The sequence below is a fragment of the Pseudonocardia oroxyli genome (assembly GCF_900102195.1).
Classification (GTDB): Bacteria; Actinomycetota; Actinomycetes; order Mycobacteriales; family Pseudonocardiaceae; genus Pseudonocardia; species Pseudonocardia oroxyli.
In genome coordinates, this window is the sequence record NZ_FNBE01000001.1 from 470881 (window position 1) to 493985 (window position 23105).

The 23105-nt window shown below is 73.8% G+C and carries 23 protein-coding genes; 8 read left to right on the forward strand and 15 right to left on the reverse strand.

From position 1 onward, the window contains the following. Positions 1 to 217: 217 nt before the first annotated feature. Entirely contained in the window at positions 218 to 490 is a 273-nt protein-coding gene (locus tag BLS43_RS02280) for a hypothetical protein (protein WP_093075772.1), read from the forward strand. A 55-nt stretch (positions 491 to 545) separates the two neighbouring features. Here the strand turns inward: BLS43_RS02280 and BLS43_RS02285 are convergent, their stop codons facing one another. The 3 genes from BLS43_RS02285 to BLS43_RS02295 all read right to left on the reverse strand — a co-directional run bounded on the left by BLS43_RS02285 (position 546) and on the right by BLS43_RS02295 (position 3780). Continuing rightward, positions 546 to 1877 carry an FAD-dependent oxidoreductase gene (locus BLS43_RS02285; RefSeq protein ID WP_093075775.1) on the reverse strand — a complete coding sequence of 444 codons (1332 nt, stop codon included), beginning with the start codon at positions 1875 to 1877 and terminating at the stop codon, positions 546 to 548. A 34-nt stretch (positions 1878 to 1911) separates the two neighbouring features. Continuing rightward, the gene (locus BLS43_RS02290) at positions 1912 to 2760 is read right to left on the reverse strand and encodes a PaaI family thioesterase (protein ID WP_093075778.1); all 849 of its coding nucleotides are present in this window, start codon (positions 2758 to 2760) and stop codon (positions 1912 to 1914) included. A gap of 72 nt (positions 2761 to 2832) precedes the next feature. Further along, entirely contained in the window at positions 2833 to 3780 is a 948-nt protein-coding gene (locus BLS43_RS02295) for a helix-turn-helix domain-containing protein (RefSeq protein ID WP_093075781.1), read from the reverse strand. Between the two features lie 74 nt (positions 3781 to 3854). Between BLS43_RS02295 and BLS43_RS02300 the strand changes: the two genes are divergently transcribed. After that, positions 3855 to 4070: a hypothetical protein gene (locus tag BLS43_RS02300; protein ID WP_143029918.1), complete on the forward strand. Its 216-nt coding sequence runs from the start codon at positions 3855 to 3857 to the stop codon at positions 4068 to 4070. Here the strand turns inward: BLS43_RS02300 and BLS43_RS02305 are convergent. Both BLS43_RS02305 and BLS43_RS02310 read right to left on the reverse strand, forming a co-directional pair. Beyond that, complete coding sequence (locus tag BLS43_RS02305; protein WP_093075787.1) at positions 4067 to 4876, reverse strand: IclR family transcriptional regulator domain-containing protein; 810 nt, start codon at positions 4874 to 4876, stop codon at positions 4067 to 4069. The two genes, BLS43_RS02300 and BLS43_RS02305, sit on opposite strands and share 4 nt — an antisense overlap. Then, complete coding sequence (locus BLS43_RS02310) at positions 4873 to 5973, reverse strand: lyase family protein (RefSeq protein WP_093075790.1); 1101 nt, start codon at positions 5971 to 5973, stop codon at positions 4873 to 4875. The genes BLS43_RS02305 and BLS43_RS02310 overlap by 4 nt, the downstream gene beginning before the upstream one ends. A gap of 48 nt (positions 5974 to 6021) precedes the next feature. On the opposite strand from BLS43_RS02310, the gene BLS43_RS02315 reads away from it, so the two are divergent. From BLS43_RS02315 to BLS43_RS02325, 3 genes are read left to right on the forward strand one after another with little or no spacing between them, the layout of a single operon-like run. Further along, a complete protein-coding gene (locus tag BLS43_RS02315) occupies positions 6022 to 6771 on the forward strand; it encodes an HAD family hydrolase (RefSeq protein ID WP_093075792.1) in 750 nt (249 codons plus the stop codon). Then, positions 6722 to 7468 (forward strand): CoA transferase subunit A, encoded by a 747-nt coding sequence (locus BLS43_RS02320; protein ID WP_093075795.1) that lies wholly within the window; start codon positions 6722 to 6724, stop codon positions 7466 to 7468. The genes BLS43_RS02315 and BLS43_RS02320 overlap by 50 nt, the downstream gene beginning before the upstream one ends. Continuing rightward, the gene (locus BLS43_RS02325; RefSeq protein WP_093075798.1) at positions 7465 to 8088 is read left to right on the forward strand and encodes a CoA transferase subunit B; all 624 of its coding nucleotides are present in this window, start codon (positions 7465 to 7467) and stop codon (positions 8086 to 8088) included. Before BLS43_RS02320 ends, BLS43_RS02325 begins: the two co-directional genes overlap by 4 nt. A gap of 44 nt (positions 8089 to 8132) precedes the next feature. On the opposite strand, the gene BLS43_RS02330 is transcribed toward BLS43_RS02325, so the two are convergent. Together BLS43_RS02330 and BLS43_RS02335 are read right to left on the reverse strand one after the other, a co-directional pair. Further along, complete coding sequence (locus BLS43_RS02330) at positions 8133 to 9476, reverse strand: DHA2 family efflux MFS transporter permease subunit (RefSeq protein WP_143029919.1); 1344 nt, start codon at positions 9474 to 9476, stop codon at positions 8133 to 8135. Next, positions 9473 to 10057 (reverse strand): NADPH-dependent FMN reductase, encoded by a 585-nt coding sequence (locus tag BLS43_RS02335; RefSeq protein WP_093075805.1) that lies wholly within the window; start codon positions 10055 to 10057, stop codon positions 9473 to 9475. Before BLS43_RS02335 ends, BLS43_RS02330 begins: the two co-directional genes overlap by 4 nt. Before the next feature lie 64 nt (positions 10058 to 10121). Between BLS43_RS02335 and BLS43_RS02340 the strand changes: the two genes are divergently transcribed. Next, positions 10122 to 10739: a TetR/AcrR family transcriptional regulator gene (locus BLS43_RS02340; protein WP_093075808.1), complete on the forward strand. Its 618-nt coding sequence runs from the start codon at positions 10122 to 10124 to the stop codon at positions 10737 to 10739. A 54-nt stretch (positions 10740 to 10793) separates the two neighbouring features. Here the strand turns inward: BLS43_RS02340 and BLS43_RS02345 are convergent, their stop codons facing one another. From BLS43_RS02345 to BLS43_RS02375, 7 genes are all read right to left on the reverse strand, one after another. Then, entirely contained in the window at positions 10794 to 12035 is a 1242-nt protein-coding gene (locus BLS43_RS02345) for an alpha/beta fold hydrolase (protein WP_093075811.1), read from the reverse strand. Beyond that, a complete protein-coding gene (locus BLS43_RS02350) occupies positions 12032 to 12280 on the reverse strand; it encodes a hypothetical protein (protein ID WP_093075814.1) in 249 nt (82 codons plus the stop codon). Before BLS43_RS02350 ends, BLS43_RS02345 begins: the two co-directional genes overlap by 4 nt. Positions 12281 to 12350: 70 nt before the next feature. Beyond that, entirely contained in the window at positions 12351 to 13019 is a 669-nt protein-coding gene (locus BLS43_RS02355) for a VOC family protein (protein WP_093075817.1), read from the reverse strand. A 54-nt stretch (positions 13020 to 13073) separates the two neighbouring features. Next, a complete protein-coding gene (locus BLS43_RS02360) occupies positions 13074 to 13766 on the reverse strand; it encodes a TetR/AcrR family transcriptional regulator (RefSeq protein ID WP_093075820.1) in 693 nt (230 codons plus the stop codon). Continuing rightward, positions 13763 to 14521 (reverse strand): maleate cis-trans isomerase family protein, encoded by a 759-nt coding sequence (locus tag BLS43_RS02365; protein ID WP_093075822.1) that lies wholly within the window; start codon positions 14519 to 14521, stop codon positions 13763 to 13765. Before BLS43_RS02365 ends, BLS43_RS02360 begins: the two co-directional genes overlap by 4 nt. Continuing rightward, entirely contained in the window at positions 14518 to 16065 is a 1548-nt protein-coding gene (locus BLS43_RS02370; protein WP_093075825.1) for a (2,3-dihydroxybenzoyl)adenylate synthase, read from the reverse strand. The genes BLS43_RS02365 and BLS43_RS02370 overlap by 4 nt, the downstream gene beginning before the upstream one ends. Next, positions 16062 to 17558, reverse strand: a complete 1497-nt coding sequence (locus tag BLS43_RS02375) for an FAD-dependent monooxygenase (RefSeq protein WP_093075828.1) — start codon at positions 17556 to 17558, stop codon at positions 16062 to 16064. Before BLS43_RS02375 ends, BLS43_RS02370 begins: the two co-directional genes overlap by 4 nt. Positions 17559 to 17691: 133 nt before the next feature. On the opposite strand from BLS43_RS02375, the gene BLS43_RS02380 reads away from it, so the two are divergent. Together BLS43_RS02380 and BLS43_RS02385 are read left to right on the forward strand one after the other, a co-directional pair. Then, positions 17692 to 19800 carry a hydantoinase/oxoprolinase family protein gene (locus tag BLS43_RS02380; RefSeq protein WP_093075831.1) on the forward strand — a complete coding sequence of 703 codons (2109 nt, stop codon included), beginning with the start codon at positions 17692 to 17694 and terminating at the stop codon, positions 19798 to 19800. Beyond that, entirely contained in the window at positions 19797 to 22097 is a 2301-nt protein-coding gene (locus BLS43_RS02385) for a hydantoinase B/oxoprolinase family protein (protein WP_093075834.1), read from the forward strand. Before BLS43_RS02380 ends, BLS43_RS02385 begins: the two co-directional genes overlap by 4 nt. A gap of 40 nt (positions 22098 to 22137) precedes the next feature. Here BLS43_RS02385 and BLS43_RS02390 read toward each other — a convergent pair whose 3' ends face one another. Beyond that, positions 22138 to 23100, reverse strand: a complete 963-nt coding sequence (locus tag BLS43_RS02390; RefSeq protein WP_093075837.1) for a hypothetical protein — start codon at positions 23098 to 23100, stop codon at positions 22138 to 22140. Positions 23101 to 23105 lie beyond the last annotated feature (5 nt).

A 23105-nucleotide genomic window follows, 5' to 3' on the forward strand; every position in this document is an offset into this window, starting at 1 on the left:
GTCGTGTGGATCACCTCCGTGGTAGTGTCCTCGACGTGCGAATCGCCGCGAGCCTTCTTCTCGCCGCGCGCCTCGGGCTCGTAGTAGCCCGGCGCGTCGGCTGACCCAGGCCGCCGTCGCGCTCTGCGGGCTCTCGCCCCGCTCCCCCAAGTCGAGGACCCTGCCAGACCTGGCTCGCGTTCCCGTACGTCTCCCGAACGCATCCCGGAGCACTCCCATGAGCATCACGATCGACCGCCCCGCCTTCACCGGTTCCCGGATCCTGCGCAAGCACACGATCATCACCACGCACGGCATGGACGGCGTCCTGCTCGTCGCCGCGGAGCTGCGCGCCTGCGGTCCGCTGGTCAAGGAGATGGCCGTGGACGTCCGCGAGGGCGTCGGGTGCAGCGCGCTCACCTGCTCGGTCAGCATGACGGCGGACGAGGCCGAGGCCTTCCAGACCCGCCTGCGCGCCATCCCGACCGTCGAGTCCGTCGACCCCTACTGACCGCCCGTGAGCGGCGATGGTCGCTCCGGCGACCATCGCCGCTCACGACCGCCGCTCACGACACGCGGGACCGGCCCCGGGCCGCGGCCAGCATGTCCTGCAGGTCGGCGACCTTGACCCGCTCCGCGTCCCTGGCTCCCCCGCGGCGGACCTCCTCGGCGTCGAGGCGTTCCCAGTCGGTCCACGTCACGGGTTCGACGCCGTAGGCCTCCAGCACCGCGATCACCGAGTCGGGGTCCGGGTGCGGCGGAGCGGGCAGGGTGTGCAGGTCGTCCAGCAGGCTCGCGACGGTCTCGACGGCGTCCCCCTTGTTGGTCCCGATCACCCCGGTGGGGCCGCGCTTGATCCACCCCGTCACGTAGGTGCCCGGCTCGACCCGGCCCGCCGTGTTCGGGACGATCCCGCCGTCGTACGGCAGGCCCGGGATGGGCTCGCCGAGGTAGCCGATCGCCCGCACGACCAGGCCCGCGTCGAGCGTCTCCTCGGCCCCGCCGCCGGTGGGCTCGACGACCATCCCGGTGACCCGGCCCTCCCCCAGCAGCCGCACCGGCGTGCGGTGGAAGTGCAGGTGGATGCGCCGCGGCCGGGCGGGTCCCGGGTCGGCGGCCCACTCGGCCAGCATCGCCAGGTTCTGCTTCTGTCGCCGCTCGGCGGGCTCCTCCGCGGGCTCGGTGTAGCCGTGCACGAGGACCTGCACGCCCGCGAGCTCCCCGATCTGGCGCAGCTCGGCGGGCGTGAACCTCACGTGCTCGGGCCCGCGCCGGATCACGACGTGCACGTCCTCGACCCCGCTGCCCCGCAGCGCGTCCAGCACCCGGTCCGGCACGTCCGTCGCCGCCATCTCGACGTGCCCGCGGGCCAGCACCCGCGCGACGTCCAGCGCCACGTTGCCCGCCCCCACCACCACGACGCCCGCGTGGTCCAGCACCGGGTCGAGGTCGACGTGGTCCGGGTGCCCGCAGTACCAGCTCACGAACGCGCCGGAGCCGTAGCTGCCGGGGAGCTCCTCACCGGGGATCCCCAGGGCGCGGTCCACGGAGCTGCCGGAGGCGTGGATCACCGCGTGGTAGTGCTCCTTGAGGACGTCCAGCGGGATGCCGCCCTCCCCCACCCGCACGTTGCCCAGGAACCGGACCCGCGAGCCGTCGGAGAAGGGTCGCTGCAGCACCCGGATGACGGACTTCATCTTCACGTGGTCGGGGGCGACGCCGTAGCGGACCAGGCCGTACGGGGCGGGGAGCCGGTCGATCACGTCGACGTCCACGGGGGACTCGGAGGCGAGCAGGGCGGCGGCCGCATAGAGCCCGGACGGGCCCGCGCCGATCACCGCGATTCGGGTCTGGGGGACGGCGCCCCCCGAAGCGGGCGGGGTGGGTGAGGCCGGCATTGTCGCGCTCCTCGGTGTGGTGGTGATCCGAGTATCACCCCGATGCCGTGGCGGAGCGCACGACGGCGGCGATCTTTCCGTCCGGCAGGACCAGCTCCGTGCGGTCGGTACGGAACCGCCGCCCGACCCGTTCCGGGACGATCCGGCAGGTCAGGGTGCCTGTGAGGGGCACGGGACGCAGGTACTCGACGGCCGTGTCCAGGGTTCGGCCCGACACCCCGGTGACGCGCTGCGCGGCGAGTCGCCCGACGGCGAGCACGAGCCCGCCGTGCATGCTCCCCCGCAGGTTGCCCAGCCACGGGCCGAGCGGGAACGCCAGGGTGTCGTCCGCGACAGCTGCGGTGGCGAGGGTGCGGACGAGCCGCGAGACGTCCAGCTGCGGCCCGTCCGCCGCCCCGGAGCGGCGGCCGGGGGTGCGCGGGGTGAACGGCTCGACCACCATCGTGGCGATCCCGTGGGCGACCGTGCGCCCGGTGTCGTCGGTGACCAGCGCCCGCGCGGCGCCTGCGCGGTCGTCCGCGGTCGGGGTGCCCAGCACCTCCGCGACGATCTCGAGGCTGCGGGCGCCCGGCGCGGGGTCCGCGATCGCGTCCAGGCGCAGGTCCAGCGTGGGCCCGGACGTCGGGGTGGGGGTCGCGGAGTGCACGGCGATGCCGATCGCCGTGTCCGTGGCGACCGCGAGGGCGACCAGGTGCGGGGTCCCGACCCGCAGCGGCGCCGTCAGCAGCAGGCGCTCGGGCTGCGGGTCGCGCCGGTCGGCGATCGCCAGGACCCGCACCCCGAGGCCGCCCTCGACCGGTGCGGAGGCGAATCGGCCGCTGACCGTCTTCGGCCCGGGGAAGTGTTTCTCGACGAGCGGGGCGGCGATCGGGCTCGCGTCCATTCGGACATCGTGCCTACTGAGCGAACGTTCAGGTAGTGGGGGTGGGTCACACCCCGCCGTCACACCCCGCCGTCACACCCGATGGAACGACCGCCGGTAGTCCGCGGGAGACACGCCCACGACCTGCTTGAAGTGGTGGCGCAGCAGCGTCGCCGAGCCGAACCCGCACCGGCTCGCGACGGCGTCCACGGACAGGTCCGTGTCCTCCAGGAGCCTGCGCGCGTGCAGCACCCGCTGCCGGGTCAGCCAGCGCAGCGGGCTGGTGCCGGTCTCCGCGGCGAACCGTCGGGCGAAGGTGCGTTCGGACATCGCCGCCCGCTTGGCGAGGTCGGCGACCGAGTGCTCGACGTCGAGGTTCCCCAGCAGCCAGTCCAGCACCGGGCCGAGGGAGTCCGCGGAGCACTCCGGCACCGGGCGGTCGATGAACTGGCGCTGGCCGCCCTCGCGCTGCGGCGGCACCACCATGCGGCGCGCGATCCCGTTGACCACGGCGCTGCCGAGCTCGCGGCGGACGAGGTGCAGACACGCGTCGATGCCGGCGGCGGTGCCCGCGCTGGTGATCAGGTTGCCCTCGTCGACGAACAGGACGTCCTGGTCCACCTCGACGTCCGGGTGGCGGGCCCGCAACTCGTCCGCGCTGTGCCAGTGGGTCGCCACCCGGCGCCCGCTCAGCAACCCGGCTGCGGCCAGCACGAACACCCCCGAGCAGACGCTCAGCAGGGTCGCGCCCGCCGCCTCCGCGTCGCGCAGGGCCTGCAGCGCCTCCTCGGGGTACTCCCGCAGGCCGGTGGCCGGGACGGCGACCAGGTCGGCCCCGGCGAGCCCGTCCAGCCCGTGCGCGGGGATCACCTGCACGCCGCCGGAGGTGCTGACCGGCGTGCCCGCCTCGACGCCGCAGACCCGGTAGTCCAGCACGGGCAGCCCGTCGTCGGAGCGGTCGAGCCCGAAGACCTCACAGAGCACGCCGAACTCGAACACGGCGAGCCGGTCCAGGACGAGGACGGCGACACTGCGGAGCATGACGGCAGTATATTTACGACCTGTGGCGTTCTGGCCACTTCTGGCGGGAACTCACAGAGCGCACACTTCCTGCCATGACTTCCACCGTGCTCACCGTCATCGCCGTCATCGCCCTGCTGGCCTGGATCGTCGCCTGGACGCCGGTCCGGCGCCGCCGCGCGCTGCACCCGGTGATCGGCTCCGCGATCCCCTTCCACGGTTACCGCGACGCGGACCGGGCCCGCCTGGTCGCCGAGCTCAGGGCCCTCCCGGACGCCCCGGCCGACGTGGAGGCGAGGCTGCGGATCTAGGCCCCCCGGGCCCCGCGGAGGTCCTGCTGGATGCCGAGCGCGCAGGCGCGCAGGTGCAGCAGGGCCTCGTCGCGGAGCCAGGCCCGGGTGCCGCGGCTGGTGTGGGTGCTGACGTTCGCGGCCGCGATGACCCGGCCCGTGTTGTCCCGGATCGGCACCGCGATCGACCGCAGGCCCTCCTCCAGCTCCTGGTCCACCAGGCAGTAGCCCGCCGCCCGGACGTCTCCGAGCACGTCCCGCAGGGCGGCCGGGTCCGCGATCGTGCGCTCGGTGAGCCTGCGCGGGTCACCGAGCCGCTGGTCCAGCTCGGCGGGGGACAACGCGGCGAGCAGGACCCGGCCCATCGACGTCGCGTAGGCCGGGAAGCGGGTCCCGATCGTGATGGACACGGTCATGATCCGGCTGGTCGCGACGCGCGCGACGTACACGACGTCCGAGCCGTCGAGCACCGCGACCGAGGCCGACTCGTGGACGAGCTGCACCAGCTCCTCCAGGTGCGGCTCGGCGACCTCGGGCAGCGACAGCGCCGACAGGTACGAGTAGCCCAGCTCCAGCACCCGCGGGGTCAGGGTGAACAGCCGCCCGTCGGTCCGGACGTAGCCGAGCTCGGCGAGGGTGAGCAGGAACCGGCGGGCGGCGGCGCGGGTCAGCCCGGTCGCCCGGGCGACGTCCGACAGCGTCTGGGCGGGCCGGTCGCCGTTGAACGCCTTGATCACCGCCAGGCCGCGGGCCAGCGACTGCACGTGCTCCTGCCGCGGCACGACCTCGGTGAGGCGCTCCGCCGCGTTCGGCCCGTCCGCGCTCATCGCGCCTCCAGGACCCGGTCGACCAGCGTGCCCGCGTGGCCGGTGTCCGGCCCGGTCAGCTTCTCCCGCATGGCGTCGGGATGGACCCCGAGCCCGGTCAGGGAGGTCCGCAGCCGGGCCGCGGCGCCGCCGGTCGTCCCGAGCAGCTCGGTCAGGGTGCCCCATTCGGCGTGCCAGGGGCCCGCGCCGCGCTGGAGCTCGTGGTCCATGGCGGCGAGCAGCGTCGCGACCAGGCCGGGCGCCCGCCGCGCGGACGCCCGCGCGGTCACCGCCGCGATCGGGTTGCGTTTGTGCGGCATCGAGGACGAGTCCCCCGGCGCCCCCTCCGAGACCTCCGCCAGCTCGGTCTGCGCCAGCAGCACGACGTCCGTCGCGACCCTGCCGCAGGCCCCCGCGGCCACGCCCAGGGCCCCGGCGAGCGCACCGATCCGGGTCCGCTCGGTGTGCCACGGGACCTGCTGCCGGGGCAGGTCGAGCAGGTCGGCGAGGGTGTCGGCGACGGCCGGGTCGGAGCCGGCGAGCGTGCCCGCCGCGCCCCCGAACTGCACCGGCAGCGCGTCGACCCGGGCGGCGAGATCGCGGGCGGCGGCGTCGAGTCCGGCCGCCCAGCCCGCCGCGACCAGGCCGAACGTGGTCGGTAGGGCGGCCTGCAGGAGCGTGCGCGCCATCATCGGGGTGTCCCGGTGGGTCGCGGCGAGCGCGGCGGCGGCGTCCGCGGCCCCCCGGAGGTCGGCCAGCAGCGGCTCGGCCGCGCGGCGCACCAGCAGCACGACCGCCGTGTCCATGACGTCCTGACTGGTCGCGCCCGGGTGCACCGCGGACGCCGCGTCCCCCACCGCGGCCCGCATGAGCCGGACCAGCGGGATCACCGGGTTGCCGCCCTCGACCGACGCGGCGGCGAGCTCGGCGGGGTCCACGGCGAAGGCGGTGTCCGCGATACGCTTCGCGTGCTCGACCGGCACGAACCCGTGCTCGGCCGCGGCGCGGGACAGGGCCCGCTCGACGTCGAGCAGGGCGCGGACCCACTCGTCGTCGGTCAGCCGCGCCGCCACGGCACCCGCTCCGTACAGCGGTGTGAGCAGCCCCGCGTTCGTCATGCGGACAACCGTACGTCATGCGTCCACCTCGTCGGGGATGATGGCGGGGTGACTCGCACCGTCCTCCTCGACCTCGACGGCACCCTCGTCGACTCCGCCCCCGGCATCCTCGGCACCCTGCGCACGGCCTTCGACCAGGTCGGCGTGCCGTGGGACGACACCGTCATCGGCAGACACCTGCTCGGACCCCCGCTCTACGAGTCCCTGCCGCCGATCGTCGGGGCCGAGGCCGCGGCCGCCGTGCTGGCCCGCTACCGCCCGCTCTACCAGGAGAGCGGGCTGCTCAAGTCCACGCCGTACCCCGGCATCGAGCCGCTGCTGCGGGCCCTGGTCGCCGCGGACGTGCAGCTCGGGCTCGCGACGAGCAAGAACGAGCCCGCGGCCCGCGAGATCATCGCCAACCAGGGCTGGACCGAGCTGTTCACCGCGATCACCGGGGACACCGTGGACGCCCGTCGGCCGTCCAAGGCGGCCGTCGTCGAGGAGGCGCTGCGCAGGCTGGGCTCCCCCGCGCCCGCGGACTGCGTGATGGTCGGCGACCGCCTGCACGACGTCGTCGGCTCGGCCGCGCACGGCGTCTCCTGCCTGGGTGCGGGCTGGGGCTACGCCGAGCCGGGCGAGCTCGCCGCGGCGGGAGCGGCCGCGATCTACGCGACGGCCGACGAGCTCCGCGCCGCGCTCCTGGGCCTAGTTCTGTTCGCGATACGAACACTTGTGCGACATGCGAACCTGCCGTACCGTGCCGGGCATGGACAAGGTGGTGGCCTCGGCGTCGGAGGCGGTGGCCGACATCGGTGACGGGTCGTCGCTGGCGGTCGGCGGGTTCGGCATGTCCGGCGTGCCGACCGTGCTGATCGCGGCCCTGCTCGAGCAGGGCGCGACGGACCTGGAGACGATCAGCAACAACCTGGGGATCGACGGGTTCGGCCTCGGCACCCTGCTCGCGGCGGGCCGCATCCGCCGCACGATCGGCTCCTACGTCGGCAACAACAAGGAGTTCGCCCGCCAGTACCTCGCGGGCGAGCTGGAGCTGGAGCTGACCCCGCAGGGCACGCTGGCCGAGCGGCTGCGGGCGGGCGGCGCGGGGATCCCGGCGTTCTTCACCCCCGCCGGGGTCGGCACGCTCGTCGCGGACGGCGGGCTGCCCTGGCGCTACGCGCCGGACGGCTCGGTCGCGGTGCGGTCGCCGGAGAAGGAGGTCCGCGAGTTCGACGGCACGCGCTACGTGCTCGAACGCGCCCTCACCCCGGACTTCGCGCTGGTCCACGCCTGGAAGGGCGACCGGCACGGCAACCTCGTCTACCGGCGCAGCTCACGCAACTTCAACCCGGACTGCGCCGCCGCGGGCCGGATCACGATCGCGCAGGTCGAGCACCTCGTCGAGCCCGGCGAGATCGACCCGGACGCGGTGCACACCCACGGCATCCACGTCCAGCGCGTGGTCCACGTGCCGGACGTCGAGAAGCCGGTCGAGTTCAGGACGGTGCGGAAGTGAGTCTCACCAGGGACCAGCTCGCGAAGCGGGTGGCGGACGAGCTGTGGGACGGCGCGTACGTCAACCTCGGCATCGGCATGCCCACCCTGGTCCCGGACCACGTGCCCGCGGACCGGACCGTGGTGCTGCACAGCGAGAACGGCATCCTCGGCGTCGGCCCCTACCCCACCGACGACGAGGTGGACGCCGACCTGATCAACGCGGGCAAGGAGACCGTCACGGTCCTGCCCGGCGCCGGCTTCTTCGGCTCCTCGGACAGCTTCGGCATGATCCGCGGCGGGCACGTGGACGTCGCCGTGCTGGGCGCGATGCAGGTCAGCGCCACGGGTGACCTCGCGAACTGGGCCATCCCCGGCAAGATGATCAAAGGCATGGGCGGCGCGATGGATCTCGTCCACGGCGCCCGGCGGGTCATCGTGATGATGGACCACGTCTCCAAGGACGGCTCCCCCAAGATCCTGCAGGAATGCACCCTCCCCCTGACCGGGGTGGCCTGCGTGAACCGGATCGTCACCGACCTCGCGGTGATCGACGTGACCCCCGAGGGCCTCCAGCTCGTCGAGACCTTCGGCGTGAGCGAGGACGAGGTCCGCGAGAAGACCGCCGCCCCCCTGCACTGACCCGCACTGCCTCTCCCCGTGAGCGGCGATGGTCGCCAGAGCGACTATCGCCGCTCACGGGGGGTCGGCTCGGGCGCGGGCCGCCTCGCCAGGAGGACGGCGGGCACGAGGGCGACGGCGGCCAGACCCGCGAGGAGCCAGAACACCGCGGTGAAGGCGGCGGCGGGTCCCGCGGGCAACAGGGTCGCGAGCACCGTCGCCACGAGCGCGCCGCCGATCGCCCCTCCCACCCGTTGCAGGGCGTTGAGCTGCGTGGTGGCGTCCGGGAGGCTCTCGGGGCGCACCGCCGCGTACGCCGCGACGGTCGGGGGGATGGCGGCGAAGCCGATCGCCACGCCGCGCAGCACCAGCAGGACCTGCAGCAGCACGGGCCCCGGGGTCCACAGCGCGAACGGGATCGCGGTGAGCATCAGCCCCACGCAGCCTGCGACCGCGACCCGGCCGCCACCCATCCGGTCGGTGAGCCGCCCGGCCAGGGGTGTGGAGGCCGCCGTCGCGAGGCCGTAGGAGAGCAGGGACAGCCCGGTGCCGACCGGGCCCGTGCCGCGCGCGAGCTGCAGGAGCAGCGGGAACACCAGCACCGTGCCGAAGAGCGAGGCGCCGGTCAGAGTGCTGCAGAGGGTCGCGAGGGCGTACCGGCGCTCGGCGAACAGCCGCAGGTCGGTGAGCGGAGACGGGCGGCGCCGGGTCCGGACCACGAACAGCACCAGCAGGACCGCGCCTGCCACCATCGGCAGCGGGGCGCGCACCGTCAGGCCGTAGACCAGCACGGACAGGCCGATCCCGGCGAGGAGGAGGCCCGGGACGTCGAGCGGGCCGGGGCGGGCGGGCGTGCCGCGCGGGAGCACGCGCAGGCCCGCCACCATCCCCACGACGCCCAGTGGCAGGTTGATCAGGAACAGCCACGGCCACGACGCGACCTCGAGCAGCACACCCCCGACGACCGGCCCCAGCGCGGGCCCGAGGCTGACCACCGCACCCAGCAGCGCCATCACCCGGCCCAGCCGCTCCGGCCCGACGGCCTGCCCCAGCAGCGCCTGCCCGCTCGGCACCAGGAACCCGGCCGCCACCCCCTGCAGCGCCCGCGCCGCGACCAGCAGCCCGAGGGTCGGCGCGGCCGCACACAGGACCGAGGCGAGCGTGAACCCGGCCAGCGCGACCAGCCACAGCCGCCCCGTCCCGACCCGTCTGCCCAGCCAGCCGCACGCGGGCAGGGCCACGGCGAGGGCCAGCAGGTAGGAGTGGGCGATCCACTGGGCCGCGGCGAGGTCCACACCCAGGTCGCGGGCCATCGTCTCCAGTCCGACGGCGACCACCGTCGCGTCGAGCATGGACAGCAGCGCGCCCAGCACCACGACCGCGGCGATCCGCCGCACCGCCGGGGTCACGTCGGCACCCGCAACCCGCGCAGCGCACCGGCCCACGCCACCACCTCGTCGACCATCCGCCCGAGGGTCTCCTCCTGGTACGGCGCGGGATGCAGGGTCCCGACGTCCGTCGGTCCGGAGAGCGCGAAGTCCGTCATGAGGGTGAGGCACACCTGCGTCCGGACGTGCGCGATCTTCACCTCGGACAGCACCGGCCGCAGCGCCTCGATCCCCCGCACCCCGGCCTGCACCCCGTACCCGACCAGCCCGGCCGCCTTGTCGTTCCACTCGGCGAACAGGTAGTCGATCGCGTTCTTCAGCGCGGCGGGGAACGAGTGGTTGTACTCCGGGACCACGAAGACGAACGCGTCGCACCGGTCGACGGCCGCGGCCCACGCCCGGGTGTGCGGGTTCGCGTACGCGCCGTGGATGGCCGGGTCGGGCTCGTCGAGCATCGGGAGGGCCCACTCCGCCAGGTCCAGCAGCTCCGGGACGAGCCCGCGCGACTCGATCCCCCGTCGCACCCAGTCCGCCACCACGCCGCCCCGACGGTTCGGGCGCGTGCTCCCGACGACGATCCCGATCCGGATCTCACTGCTCATGACAGGTAAAGTACAACGTGCATTGTAAGGTGACAACGGTCGTTGTACCTGGAAGGATCCACGCGTGCCCAGGCTCCCCGACAAGCGGCGCGCGATCCTGCGCGGTGCGTTGACCGTGTTCGCCCGCGAGGGCTACACCCGCGCGAGCATCGACCAGATCGCGCGCGAGGCCGGGGTGTCCACGCGGACGATCTACAACCACGTGGCCGACAAGGCCGCGCTGTTCGGCGCCGTGATCGACGAGAGCGCGACCCGGGTCGCCGAGAGCCAGATCGAGGCCATGGAGAAGCACCTGGGCGGGGAGGTCACGGACCTGCGGGAGGCACTCGTCGGGTTCGCGCAGGAGCACGCCGTGCCGGGTGACCGCGAGCACTTCGCGCTGGTCCGGCAGATCGCCGCCGAGGTGGGGCACATCCCCGCCGAGGCCGTGGAGTCCTGGCAGGACACCGGTCCCCGGCGGGTGCAGCAGGCCTTGGAGGCCCACCTCGCCCGGTTCATGGCCGAGGGCAGGCTGCGCGCGGCGAACCCGTCCCGGGCCGCCCGGCACCTCGTCCTGCTCTCGGCGGGCGAGGTGACCAGCCGCTCCTTCCACGGCGCGATCCCGCTCCCGGCCGCGGAGGTCGAACAGATCGCCCGGGACGGCGTGGACGTGTTCCTGCGCGCCTACGCCCCGCCCCACTGACCCGGCGACCAGCGCGTTCGCGCACGAGGTCTGAACGAACGCGCCGGTCGCCGGTCAGGGCGGCGGGGACAGGGGGTGGCGCTTCTCGAGCCAGGTCGCGATCTCGGCGGCGGCCAGCTCGTTGCCGGTGGGCTCGCCCGGGGCGAGGGCGGCGCCGAAGTGCAGGCCGCGGACCTTCGCCGTGGTCAGGTCGCCGCCGGGGATCGGCGCCGTGCCGAGCGCGGCGATCATGCGGGCCGAGTCCGCGGGGAAGGCGGCCTGGTCCCCGGTGAGCTCCAGGAACAGCGTCGGGACCGTGACGCTCGGGGCGCACCGCACGAAGTCCGCGTTGCTCGACAGGCCGGACCAGGTGGAGAGCCAGGCCTCCGGGGTGGCGAGCCTGCCGAAGCCGACCTGGCCGTAGTCGATCAGGTCCGGGCGCGTGCCGAACAGCGAGCCGTACGGCCGCTCGCTCGGGTCCAGCGAGAGGTCGACGTTCCGCGGGTCGGCGTCCGTGCGGAACACCGTCATGATCGTGGGGGCGAGGGCGCGGCGCCGGTCCACGGCGGCGCCGGTGACCTTGTGCGCCTTCCGCGCCGCCGCGGTCGCGGCGAGGGACTCGCGCGCGAACGCGTCGAGCCGCTCGACCCGGGCGCGTTGCGCCGCGCGGTACTCGGCCAGGAAGTCCGCGCTGTACGAGGAGCTCGCGGGCGGCTCCGCGAACCCGTTGGCGGGGTTCCACGGGTCCAGTCCCGGGATCACCGACATCGGGTCCGCCTCGTCCGCGACCGAGGGGTCGATGCAGGCCAGCAGCAGCATGCCCTGGCCGGGGTGCGGGGCGAGGAAGATCGCGCCGTCCGCGACGGGCAGCTCGGCGCCCGCGAGGTCGACGGGCCGTCCGCCGGGGGTCGTGCCGATCCGGTCGGTCGACGCGGCCTGTTCCAGGTAGTAGGCGAACAGGGTGCCACCGCCGGAGTGCCCGAGCACCACGATGTCCTCGAACCGCTCGCGCAGGAACACCTGCCCTGCCCCGACGTCGAGCAGGGCCTGTTCGTGCACCAGGTTCAGGTCGTTGTTCGGCGAGCGCGAGCCCTGGGTCCACACCGCCACCCCGGCCTGCAGCAACAGCGGCACGAGCGCGTGGTGCGTGACGTCCTGGCGCGGGTGCATCAGGCAGACCACGGTCCGGGCGCCGGGCACGGTGGCCAGCACGCCGCGGACCGTCGCGCCGTCCGCCGTGGTCAGCTCGTGGACGCTGGTGACGGTCGCGCCGGGTCGCTCGCCCGCCGCCAGGTAGCGCCCCTCCCCCAGCCTCACGCGGACTCCACGCGCAGCGCGTCCTTGTCGTGCTGGGTGATCACGTCTCCCGGCGCGACGCCCGCGACGCAGGAGTACCAGACCGCGTGCCGGCACCCGGTCGCCCGCCGGTCGACGACGAGGGGCCCGTCCGCCCGGATCTCGAAGTACGGACCGATCTTGTCCACGACCACGGTGGGATCCTCGGCGGCGATCGTCGCGACGGCGGTGTTCTCCGGGATGTCGAGCACGTAGAGCGTGCTCATCGCTCTCCCCCGCTGCGCGGGCTCGGCGCTTCGCGCAGGCGCTGAGTCCATGATTCGCTCGCACGCTCGCTCATCGAACCACCGTCTCCCAGCCCGCCGTGCCTGCCGGCTCCGCCGGCTGCCATCCCGCGGCCCGGTCGACGATCAGCTCGGCCTTGCGGGCCAACAGCTTGCCGAAGGTCGGCTCCGGCCGGTCCAGCACGTCGAGCAGGGCGTCGATGGTGAGGGTCGCGTCCAGGTCCTCCTGCGGCGTGACCGGCCGCATGGCCCGGGTGATCTCGAAGAAGTAGCCGTTCGGGTCGTGGGTGTAGATCGACTCGATCGTCTCGTGCTGGATCTGCATCTCGACGGGCCAGTCGCTCGCGTCCAGCCGGCGGCGGTACTCCAGCAGGTCCTCCTCGTTCTCCACGTGGATCGCGAGGTGCCGGGAGCGGACGAAGTACTCGGGGACGTCCGCGGCGAACTTCGCGTACGCGTCCCCCTTGTCCCCGCGGGTCGGGTTCTCCGTGCCGAAGTAGTAGAAGAACGCGATCCGGTCGTCGTTGCCGATGTCGAAGAAGAAGTGGATGAAGTCCGGGTGGTGCTCGGGACCCCAGCCCGCCGCGCAGATCGAGTGCACCACCGGGAAGCCGAGGACGTCCCGGTAGAAGCGCACCGTGGCCGCGGGGTCGAAGGTCGGGAAGGCGACGTGGTCCACGCCCCTCACCCGGTGCTCCAGCCCGCCTGTCGACTCTGTCATGACACCGACGTTACGCCGGTGTCGACGAATGAGTCAACAGTTTGACGAGTGAGTTCACAGATCGAGGATGCGCTCGAGATGGTCCAGGTCCTGGCGCAGCAGCTTCAACGCCGCGGCGGGCCCCTCGGCCTCCGGTGCCTGGTGGTCGGGGCGGACCAGCGCGGCGACGGCCATGTCCGCCAGCTGCGCCGTGACCCCCTCGGCCGTGTCGCGGCCGCCGGGGTGGAACCACCAGGCGACCCAGTTGCACATGCCGAGCACGCCGAGGGCGGCGACCCGCGCGTCGACGGGCCGGAACCGCCCGGCCCGGACGCCCTGCTCGATCACGCCGGCGATCGCCTTCAGCACGGCGCGCCTGCTGTCGTCGTACGCCGCGGTCAGCTCCTCGGGGAGCTCGGCCTCGGAGCGGATCAGCAGCCGGAACCGCTCGGGCTGGGTCACCCGCCGCCCGACGATCACCTCGACGATCCCGCGCAGCCGCCGGACGGGGTCCTCGTCCACCTCGAACAGCGCGACGATCTCGTCCAGCGGGCCGTTCGTGACCTCGGTGACCAGCTTGGCGAGCAGCTCGTCCTTGCTCTTGACGTAGTAGTAGAGCGCGGGCCGGGTGATGCCCAGCGCGTCCGCGATGTCCTGCAGGCTGGTGCCCGCGAACCCGCGCTCCGCGAACAGCCGGGTGGCGTGCTCGTACAGCTCGTTCTCGACGAGCTCGCGCCGAGCGGTCCCCCTGCGTCCCGGTTCGCTCATGCGGGGATCGTAGGAGGTGGAGCCTGCGGAACCGACCCGCGGGCGCCGGTTCCGGACAGGAGCCGTCCCGCGCCGGGAAGCACCGGGTCCAGGCCGAGCCCGCGCAGCAGCGAGTAGGCACCGGCCGTGGCCGCGGAGAGTACGGGCAGCCCGAACTCCTCCTCCGCGGGCGCGACCAGGTCCAGCGAGGGCATCTGGACGCAGGCGGAGATGACCAGCGCGTCGACCGCCAGGTCGAGGCCGCGGGCGGCCTCCAGCACGCGCGTGCCGGGGATGCAGCCGACCTCGGCGTTGTCCCCCACCTCCAGCGCGGCCCAGTCGACGACGTCGAACCCCTCCGCCCCGAGGTAGGCCACCACCTGCTCGGCGAGCGGCCGCAGGTACGGGGTGACGAGCGCGATCCGCCGCGCGCCCAGCGCACGCAGCCCCTCCACGAGGGCCCCGGCGCTCGACCGGACCACCCCGGGGTACTGCTCCGCCACCGCCTTCTCGACCCGCTGGTGCTCCCCCGGGCCCTGCGCCATCAGGGCCACGAGGCAGGCGTAGAGCAGGGCGTCCACGCCGGCGTCCGCCAGCTCGTCGACGCAGCGCTCGCGCTGGCCGTTCATCGCCGCCAGCTCCTCCGGTGTCACGGAGTGCATCCGCATCCGGCTGGAGTGGAAGGAGAACGCCTCGGGGTGCCGAGCGAGCAGCGCCGGGATCTCCGTCTCGACGGTCACGTTCGAGCTGGGGACGACGAGTCCGATCCGCTTCACGTCGCTACCTTCCGTGCGATGTCGGCCGCCAGGGCCTTCTTGTCGGTCTTGCCCACGAGCGTCCGCGGGATCTCGGGCAGGTGCTCGATCCGCTCGGGCCACTTGAACTTCGCGACGTCGAGCGCGGCGAAGTGCCGCTGCACCTCGTCCAGGGTCAGCTCGGCGCCGTCGACCACCACGTAGGCGCAGGTCCGCTCGCCCAGCCGCGGGTCCGGCATCGCGACGACGGCCACGGCGGTCACGCGCGGGTGGCGCAGCAGGAGCAGCTCCACCTCCTCGGCGTTGATCTTCTCGCCGCCGCGGTTGATGAGGTCCTTGATGCGGCCCTCGATGGAGACGAACCGCTCGCCGTCGATCTCGCGCCACGCGGCCAGGTCGCCGGTGCGGTAGAAGCCGTCGCCGGTGAAGGCGCGGGCGTTGTGCTCCGGGGCGTCGTAGTAGCCGGGCAGCGTGTACGGACCGCGACAGCACAGCTCGCCGACGCCGTCGGCGGGCTCCTCCGAGCCGGGTTCGAGGATCCGCACCTCGTCCCACCGGGACAACGGGGTCCCCACGGTCTCCAGCCGCGCCGCGCGCGGGGCGCCGGGGCGGGTCGTGAGGAACAGTCCCTCCCCCATCCCGAACAGCTGTCCGGACCAGATCCCGCGGGACTCGAGGGCGTCGAAGAGCCGGGGCGGGACCTTGGCGCCGGAGAGGATCACCTGGGTCAGCGTCTTCGCGGCGGCGTCGAACTCCGGGTGGTCCAGGGCCCGGTAGTGCCCGTGCCCGAGCAGGACGTGGGTGGCGGCCTCGCGCGCCAGCAGCGGCAGCGACTCGTCGAGGTCGGGGGTGCCCAGGACCAGGCACGCGCCGACGCTGTGCGGCGCGTGCACGGCGCACACGACCCCGGCGTTGTGGATGATCGGGATCAGGTGCGCCACCCGGGTGTCGGCGGTCCAGCCCCAGGACCGCGCGTACTCGGCGGCGTTGTACCAGTACTCGGCGTGCCGCCGCGGGATCACCTTCGGGACGCCCGTGGTGCCGCCGGAGAGCTGGTAGACCCCGACGGCCCCCGGGTCGGCCTCGGGCAACGGCCCGGGGTCCGCCTCGGGCAGCTCGCCGAGGACCAGCAGCCTGCCGACCGCCTGCTCGCGGGCGAACGCGACGAGGTCGAACGTCAGCCCGGGCTCCACGAGGTGCGCCACCGCCCCGACCCGACGGCTGATCTCGCCGATCTCGTGCCCGCGGTGCGCGGCGAGCGTCGCGACGGGGACCAGCCCCGCCTTGAGCACCGCGTACCAGGCGACCACCGCCTCCAGCCGGTTCGTGACCTGGAACAACACCGGCCCGCCCGGCTCCAGCCCCAGCGCGAGCAGCCCGGCCGCGACCCGGTCGGAGCGCGCGTCGAGCTCGGCGTAGGTCAGCCGCCCGTCGAGGGCGACGACGGCGTCCCGGTCCGGGTGGCGCGCCGCGACCGCGCGGAACTCGGCCGGGATGGACCGGCTGCCCCACACCGCGCGGTAGCGCGCGACGGCGTCCGCGGGGTACTCGACGAGCGGGTTCACGCGATCACCACCAGGTCACACCGGCCGCTGAGCAGCCCGGCCGCCAGATCCTCCCGCAGCGCGGCGGGTCCCTCCACCGCGGTGAGCACCCCGCGTTCGAGCCGGATGCGCTCGGCCAGGTCGAGCCGGGTCAGCAGGGCGGGCCGGTCGGACGGACCGGTGAGCAGCACGTCCCCGGTCACCGCGGCGACCACCGCGTCCCCCTCGGCCGACCACGGGTCGGCCAGGTCGGACGCGAGCGGGGGCAGCGCCGGCACGTCGGTCCGACTCGCGAACACCCGCCCCCGGTGCTCCCCCGGCTGCGCGAGCACCCGGTCCACGATCCCGGGCTCGGACGCGGCCGGGACGGGCGAGGCCCCCGCGTACTGCGCGAACGCCGCCTCCACGACGTCCGGGGCGGTCTGGGCGAAGCGCTCCAGCGGCACGTTCCCCGCCCTCGACATGTAGGACACCATGAGCCGCGCCGCGGGGAGCCCGAGCCGGCCGGGGAAGGACTCCCACCACAGCTGCGAGCGCCGGGCGAGCTCCTGCAACCGCGCGACGGCGGGGCGGCGGACCGCCTCGTACCTCCCGAACGCCTCCGTCACCGACGACGCCTCCTGCAGCTCCGCGACCAGCGCGATCGCGTCCTCCATCGCCAGCTTGGTGCCGGACCCGACGGAGAAGTGCGCCGTGTGCGCGGCGTCGCCGAGCAGCACGGTGTTCCCGTCCGACCACCGCCCGCAGGAGACGGTGCGAAAGCGCAGCCAGCGCGTGCGGTTGCCGAGCAGCGGCTGCCCCCGCAGCTGCCCGGCGAAGGCCTGCTCCAGGAAGCGGAGCGAGACCTCGTCCGACCCGCCCTCGGCCACCTCGGCGCGGTCGAAGCCCGCACGCCGCCAGGTCTGCTCGTCGGTCTCGATGAGGAAGGTGGACCGGCCGCCGGAGTACGGGTAGGCGTGCGTGACGAACGTGCCGAACTCCGTGGCGACCGGGGCGAACACCGCGTCGGGCAGGGGGAACTCCGTGCCGCACCACAGGTACAGACCCTTGCCGACCTCCACCGACTCGGCGAAGTCCCCGAGGGAGCGGGTCGCGCTGGACACGCCGTCCGCGGCGATCACCACGTCCGCGTCGAGCTCGCCCGCGGACCGGCGGCTCCCGAAGTCGAGCACGACCCCGGCCTTCTCCGCGTGCCGCTGCAAGATGGCGAGCAGCTCGGTGCGGGCCACGCCGATCAGGCGGTCGTTGCGCACGCGCACGACGTCCCCGCCCACGTCGAGCGTCATGTCGTGGCGCAGGCCGGCCGCAACCAGGTCCCGCAGGGTGTCCGGGTCCGCGGCCGCCAGCTTGCGCTGGGTGCCCGCGGCCAACCCGACCCCGAACCCAAACGTGGTGTCCGGGTCCCCCTGCTCGTGGACGCGGACCTCGCAGGCGGGGTACGCGAGCTTCAGCAACCGGGCGGCGTAGAGCCCGCCCGGTCCTCCGCCCAGCACCGCGACGCGTCGTGGCTGCATCGCCAACCTCCCTTTACGGTTACGTCGACTATTCGACGTCACGGCAACCCAGGAAGTCAAGCTAGACATTCAGCTAGACTGTCGAATAGTCTACTCAACCGTCAGCCACCCACCGCGAAGGAGCGTGTGAGACATGGCCTATGTCATCGGAGTGGACGTGGGCGGCACGTTCACCGATGCCGTGCTGGACGACGGAACGGGCGACGCGGCCGGGACGGTGCTCGCCGCGAAGTCCCCGTCGACGCCCCCGGACTACTCCCGGGGTGTGCTCGACGTGCTGGGCCTGCTGGCCGAGCAGCTCGGTCGTCCTCTGCCGGAGATGCTCGCGGACACCCACCACATCGCGCACGGCACCACCTCCTCGCTGAACGCGCTGGTCATGGGGAACGTGCCCCCGGTCGGGTTCCTCACCACCAAGGGACACCGGGACTCGATCTTCATCATGAACGTCGAGGGCAGGTACCTCGGCCGGTCCCCGCACGAGCTGCAGCACGTCCTCGGGCAGACCAAGGACCACGCGCTGCTGCCGAAGCGGCACGCGCTCGAGGTCACCGAGCGGATCGACCGGGACGGCACCGTCGTCGTCGGGCTGGACGAGGAGGAGGCCCGCGCGGCGATCCGCTCCCTGGTCGCGGACGGGGTCAGCGCCATCGCCGTGTCGCTGCTGTGGTCCTTCCGCAACCCGGTGCACGAGCGCCGGCTCCGCGAGCTGATCGCCGAGGAGGCCCCGGACCTGTTCGTGGCGCTGTCGTCCGAGGTCAGCCCCCGGATCCGGGAGTTCGCCCGCAACGCCACCACGATCATGTCGACCCAGATCGGGCCGGGTCTGCGGGACTACCTGGGCACCCTGGAGAGCGCGCTGCGCGAGAAGGGACTGACCGGGCCGCTGCTCGTCATGCAGTCCAACGGCGGCGCCGTCGCGGCGAAGGAGGCCCCTGCGGCCGCGATCAGCACGGTCGGGTCGGTCCTGACCGGCGGCGTCGTCGGGTCCGTGGCGCTGGGCCGCCAGCTCGGCCACCGCAACATCATCTCCACCGACGTCGGCGGCACGACGTTCCTGGCGGGCCTGGTCGTCGACGGCGAGCCGGTCCGGGACACCACCACGGTGATCAACCACCACCCGATCAACGTCCCGACCCTGCGGGTGGACGCGATCGGCTCCGGCGGCGGCGCCATCGCCTGGCTCGACGCGGGCGGCAACCTCCGCATCGGCCCGCGCAGCGCCCAGGCCGTGCCCGGCCCCGCCTGCTACGGGGCGGGCGGCACCGAGCCGACCAACACCGACGCGAACCTGGTGCTGGGCATCCTGCCGGAGAAGGGTCTGCTCGGCGGGCGCAAGCCGCTGTCGCTGGAGCTCGCGCGCCAGGCCATCGACACCCAGATCGCGAAGCCGCTGGGGCTGTCGGTCGAGGAGGCCGCGGCCGCCATCCACACGGTGCAGAACGCCCAGACCGGTGACCTGCTGCGCAAGACCGTCGTGGAGTCCGGCCACGATCCGCGCAACTTCGTGCTCTACGCCTTCGGCGGCGCAGGCCCCGCGCACTGCGCCGGCTACGCCGCGGAGGTCGGGTGCGAGACCGTCGTGGTCCCGCTCGGGCCCGTGGCCAGCGCGTTCTCCGCGTTCGGGCTCGCGTCCAGCGACATCGTGCTGGCCGCCGAGCTCTCCGACCCGACCGTCGTCCCCTTCGACCCGCAGCGGGCCGAGCGCAACTTCGCGGAGCTGGAGCAGCAGGTCCGCGCGGGGCTGGAGCGCCAGGGCCTCGCCTTCGAGAAGGTCGAGCTGCACCGCGAGATCGACATGCGGTACTCGATGCAGCTCGCCGAGGTCACCGCGCCCGTCGCGGGCGGCCCGCTGGGCATGCCGGAGATCGAGGAGGCGGCCGCCGCCTTCGAGAAGCGCTACGCCGAGCTGTACGGCAAGGACGCCGGGTTCCGCGAGGCCGGCATCCAGGCCATCACCTTCCGGGTCCGGGCCGTCGGCGTGCTGCCGTTCCGCCCCGAGCTCCCCGAGATGCCCGCCGCCACCGGGGAGGCGACCCCGTTCACCACCCGCCCGGTCTGCCTGGACGCCGCCACCGGCTACGTCGACACCCCGGTCTACGACTACCGCGAGCTGCGGGCGGGCCACGTGCTGGCGGGGCCCGCGATCGTCGAGGTGCCGACCACCACCGTCGTCGTCCCCGGCGGGACCACGGGCACCGTCGACCACCTGGGCAACCTCACGATCAGGAGGACCGCATGACCATGCCGATCCCCGGCTCGGAGGCCTTCTCCAGCCGTCCCGTCGACCCCGACGAGCTGGCCCGCAGCCTGCCGTCGAGCCTCAAGGTCCACACGGTCACCCAGGAGCAGGTCGACGCGCTGGACCCGCTCACCTACGAGGTGATCCGGCACCGGCTCTGGTCGGTCACCGACGAGATGGGCGAGGCGCTCAAGCGCATGTCCGGCTCGCCGATCGTCACGGACGCGAACGACTTCGACTTCGCCATCTCCGACGAGCTCGGCCAGGAGGTGCAGGTCGGCCTCTACAACACCATGCTCGTCGGCGCCGTGGACCTGGCGATCTACTGGACGCTCCGCCACCGGGCGGAGAACCCCGGCATCGAGGCCGGCGACATGTTCCTCACCAACGACCCGTGGGTCGGCGGCGGACTGCACCAGAACGACGTCATGGTCTACCAGCCCGTCTTCCACGAGGGGAGGCTGTTCGCCTGGACCAGTGCCATCGCGCACCAGCCGGACCTCGGCGGGGTGGGGCTGGGCTCCTTCTCCCCCGCCGCGCAGGACGTCTTCTCCGAGTCCCTGCCCACCCCGCCGGTCAAGGTCGTCCGCGGCGGACAGCTGCAGCGCGACGTCGCGGACCTCTGGGTGCGCCGGTCCCGCGTCCCGATGCTGATCGGGCTGGACCTGCGCGCCAAGATCGGCGCCAACAACGTCGGCGGCGAGCGGCTGCACGCGCTCATCGCGCAGTACGGCGCGGACACGGTGAAGGCCGTGATGAAGCGGATGATGTCGGACGCCGAACACCGCCTGCGCGGCAAGCTCGTGGGCATCCCCGACGGCAGCTGGACCGCCACCGGCTACCAGGACCAGTCCCACGAGGGCGACCGCGGCCTGCACAAGATCACCGTCACCACCACGAAGACCGGGGACCACCTGACCTTCGACTTCACCGGCACCGACCCGCAGGCCGGCGTCATCAACTGCACCTACGCGGGCATGCGCGGCGGGGTCATGCTGGCGCTGCTGCCGATCCTGGCCAACGACATCCCCTGGTCCGCGGGCGGGCTCATGCGCTGCTTCGACCTGGTGACCGAGGAGGGGACGCTCAACAACGCGACCTTCCCCGCCGCCGTCGGGCGTGGGCCGATCGGCCCAGCCTGGCTGACCGGCAGCCTCATCGCGGAGTGTCTGTCCCAGATGCTCGACCGCGACCTGGAGCTGGGCCGCAACGTCCAGGCCACCTGCTGCGGCACGTGGGACACCGCCGTCATCGCGGGGCTGGACGAACGCGGCGAGCAGCCCGCCCCCTTCCTGTCGATCATGATGGAGCCGATGGCGGGCGGCTACGGCGCCCGCCCGCACGCGGACGGCATGGACACCGGCGGGCTGTTCTGCATCCCGATGGGCCGGGTGCCGGACGTCGAGATGACCGAGTTCCTCTACCCGCTGCTCACCCTGTGGCGGCGCGAGGAGCCGGACTCCGGCGGCCCCGGGCGACAGCGCGGCGGGCTCGGCGCGTCCATCGCGTTCACCCCGCACGGCACGTCGATCCCGATGGGCCTGGTCCTGGCGAGCGCGGGCAAGGCGGTGGCGCAGAACGCGGGCCTGTCCGGCGGGCACCCGGGCAACTCGGGCCTCGACGTCGTCGCGCGGCAGAGCCGGGTCGCCGAGATCCTCGCGTCGGGGAGGCTGCCGTCCTCACTCGCCGAGGTCTCGGACACCCTCGAACCCGGTCAGAACTACGCGTCCAGCCACCTGGCGCCCGGCGAGGTCTTCTCGATGACCTGGCAGGGCGGCGGCGGGTACGGCGACCCGCTCGCCCGCGACCCCGAGGCGGTTGCCGGGGACGTCCGTGAGGAGAAGATCACCCGCGCCGCCGCGAAGGACGTCTACGGCGTGGTGCTCGGCGAGGCCGGGATCGACCCCGGGGCCACGGCGGCGGCTCGCGCGCAGGCCAAGGCGGCCAGGCGGGACCGCTCGCGGGTGACCGGCGAGACCCGCGGCAAGGCGGACGGCGGCACCCGCCGCATCGACGACAACCTCGTCGAGGTGAACGGCGCCATCGCCTGCGCCCACTGCCGGGAGGTGCTCGGCGACTCCGCCGAGCCCGGGGCACTGGCCCTCGGCGTGTACGATGGCCCACCCACGGACGCGGGCCCGCAGATCACCGCGACCGCGGCGGACTACGTGGACGCGGACGTGGTGTTCCGCCAGTACAGCTGCCCGAGCTGCTGGACCGCCCTCTCGTCCGCGGTCGTCCCGGCCGACCACCCGGACCTCGGCACCACCCTCGGCCGCCTCACCGTCACCCCCTGATCCCGTGAGCGGCGATAGTCGCCATGGCGACTATCGCCGCTCACGAGCACCGCGGGCAGGGGACGAGGTGGCCCGCCCATCCCTCGCGACGCAGGACCGAGGCGACCTCGCGCGCGGCGGCGCACGGATCGGCGTCGAGGTCCCGCCAGCCGTAGACCAGCCGGGCGCGGCCCGCCAGCTCGCCGGCGTTGTCCCGACGCCGGTCGCGGAAGGCGGTCCCGTCCACGAGATGGGTGCGGCCGTCGAGGCGGACCGTCAACGGCACGCCGATCCCGTCGTACACGACGTCCTCGTACAGCTCGGTGCCGTCCACGACGAACGGGCTCTGTCGCCGACCCGGCGGGATCTCGTGGGCGCGCTCGACGTCGACGGCGTAGCGCTCCTCCAGCGCGGACTGGACCCCGTCCCGGACGAGGGCGATCCCGGCCCGGATCGCCTTCCGGTGGCGCATCGGCGGCCGCTCGGTCATCCGCTTCTCGACGGTGCCCGGCGCGACCCGGCCGGAGGTCAACGCCGCCACCAGCATGCGCCTCGCCGCATCGCCGTCCGGCTCGGCGACGGCGAGGTCCAGGGCGGTGTCCGCGCGGCTCGTGCGCGGCGGGTCGGTCGCCACCCGGATGTGGCGGTGCGCCCGGGACCGGTGCACCACCACGAGCTCCTGCGACACCGCCGAGGCGCCGTAGGGCACGGTGATGTGCACGGGCCCGGCCTCCGGGCGCAGCATCCCCCAGATCTCGGCGGCCGTCCGATGGCTGAGGATCGCCGAGGGGCCGCCGTAGAGCAGCGCCGCGACGATCCGGGCCGCTGCCGGGAGCGGGCCGGTGAACACGGCGTAGACGCGCGGCAGGACCCGCTGCCAGCGCGCCGCCGCCACCTGGGCGACGACGGCACTCCAGCTGTATCCGAGCGTGCGGGCCTGGGCGAGGCTCACGATCCCGTGCTGTCGGGCGAGCAGGCGGGCGGGGTCCGACGACACGTCGCCGGTTCCGATCACGGCTGTCATGCGCG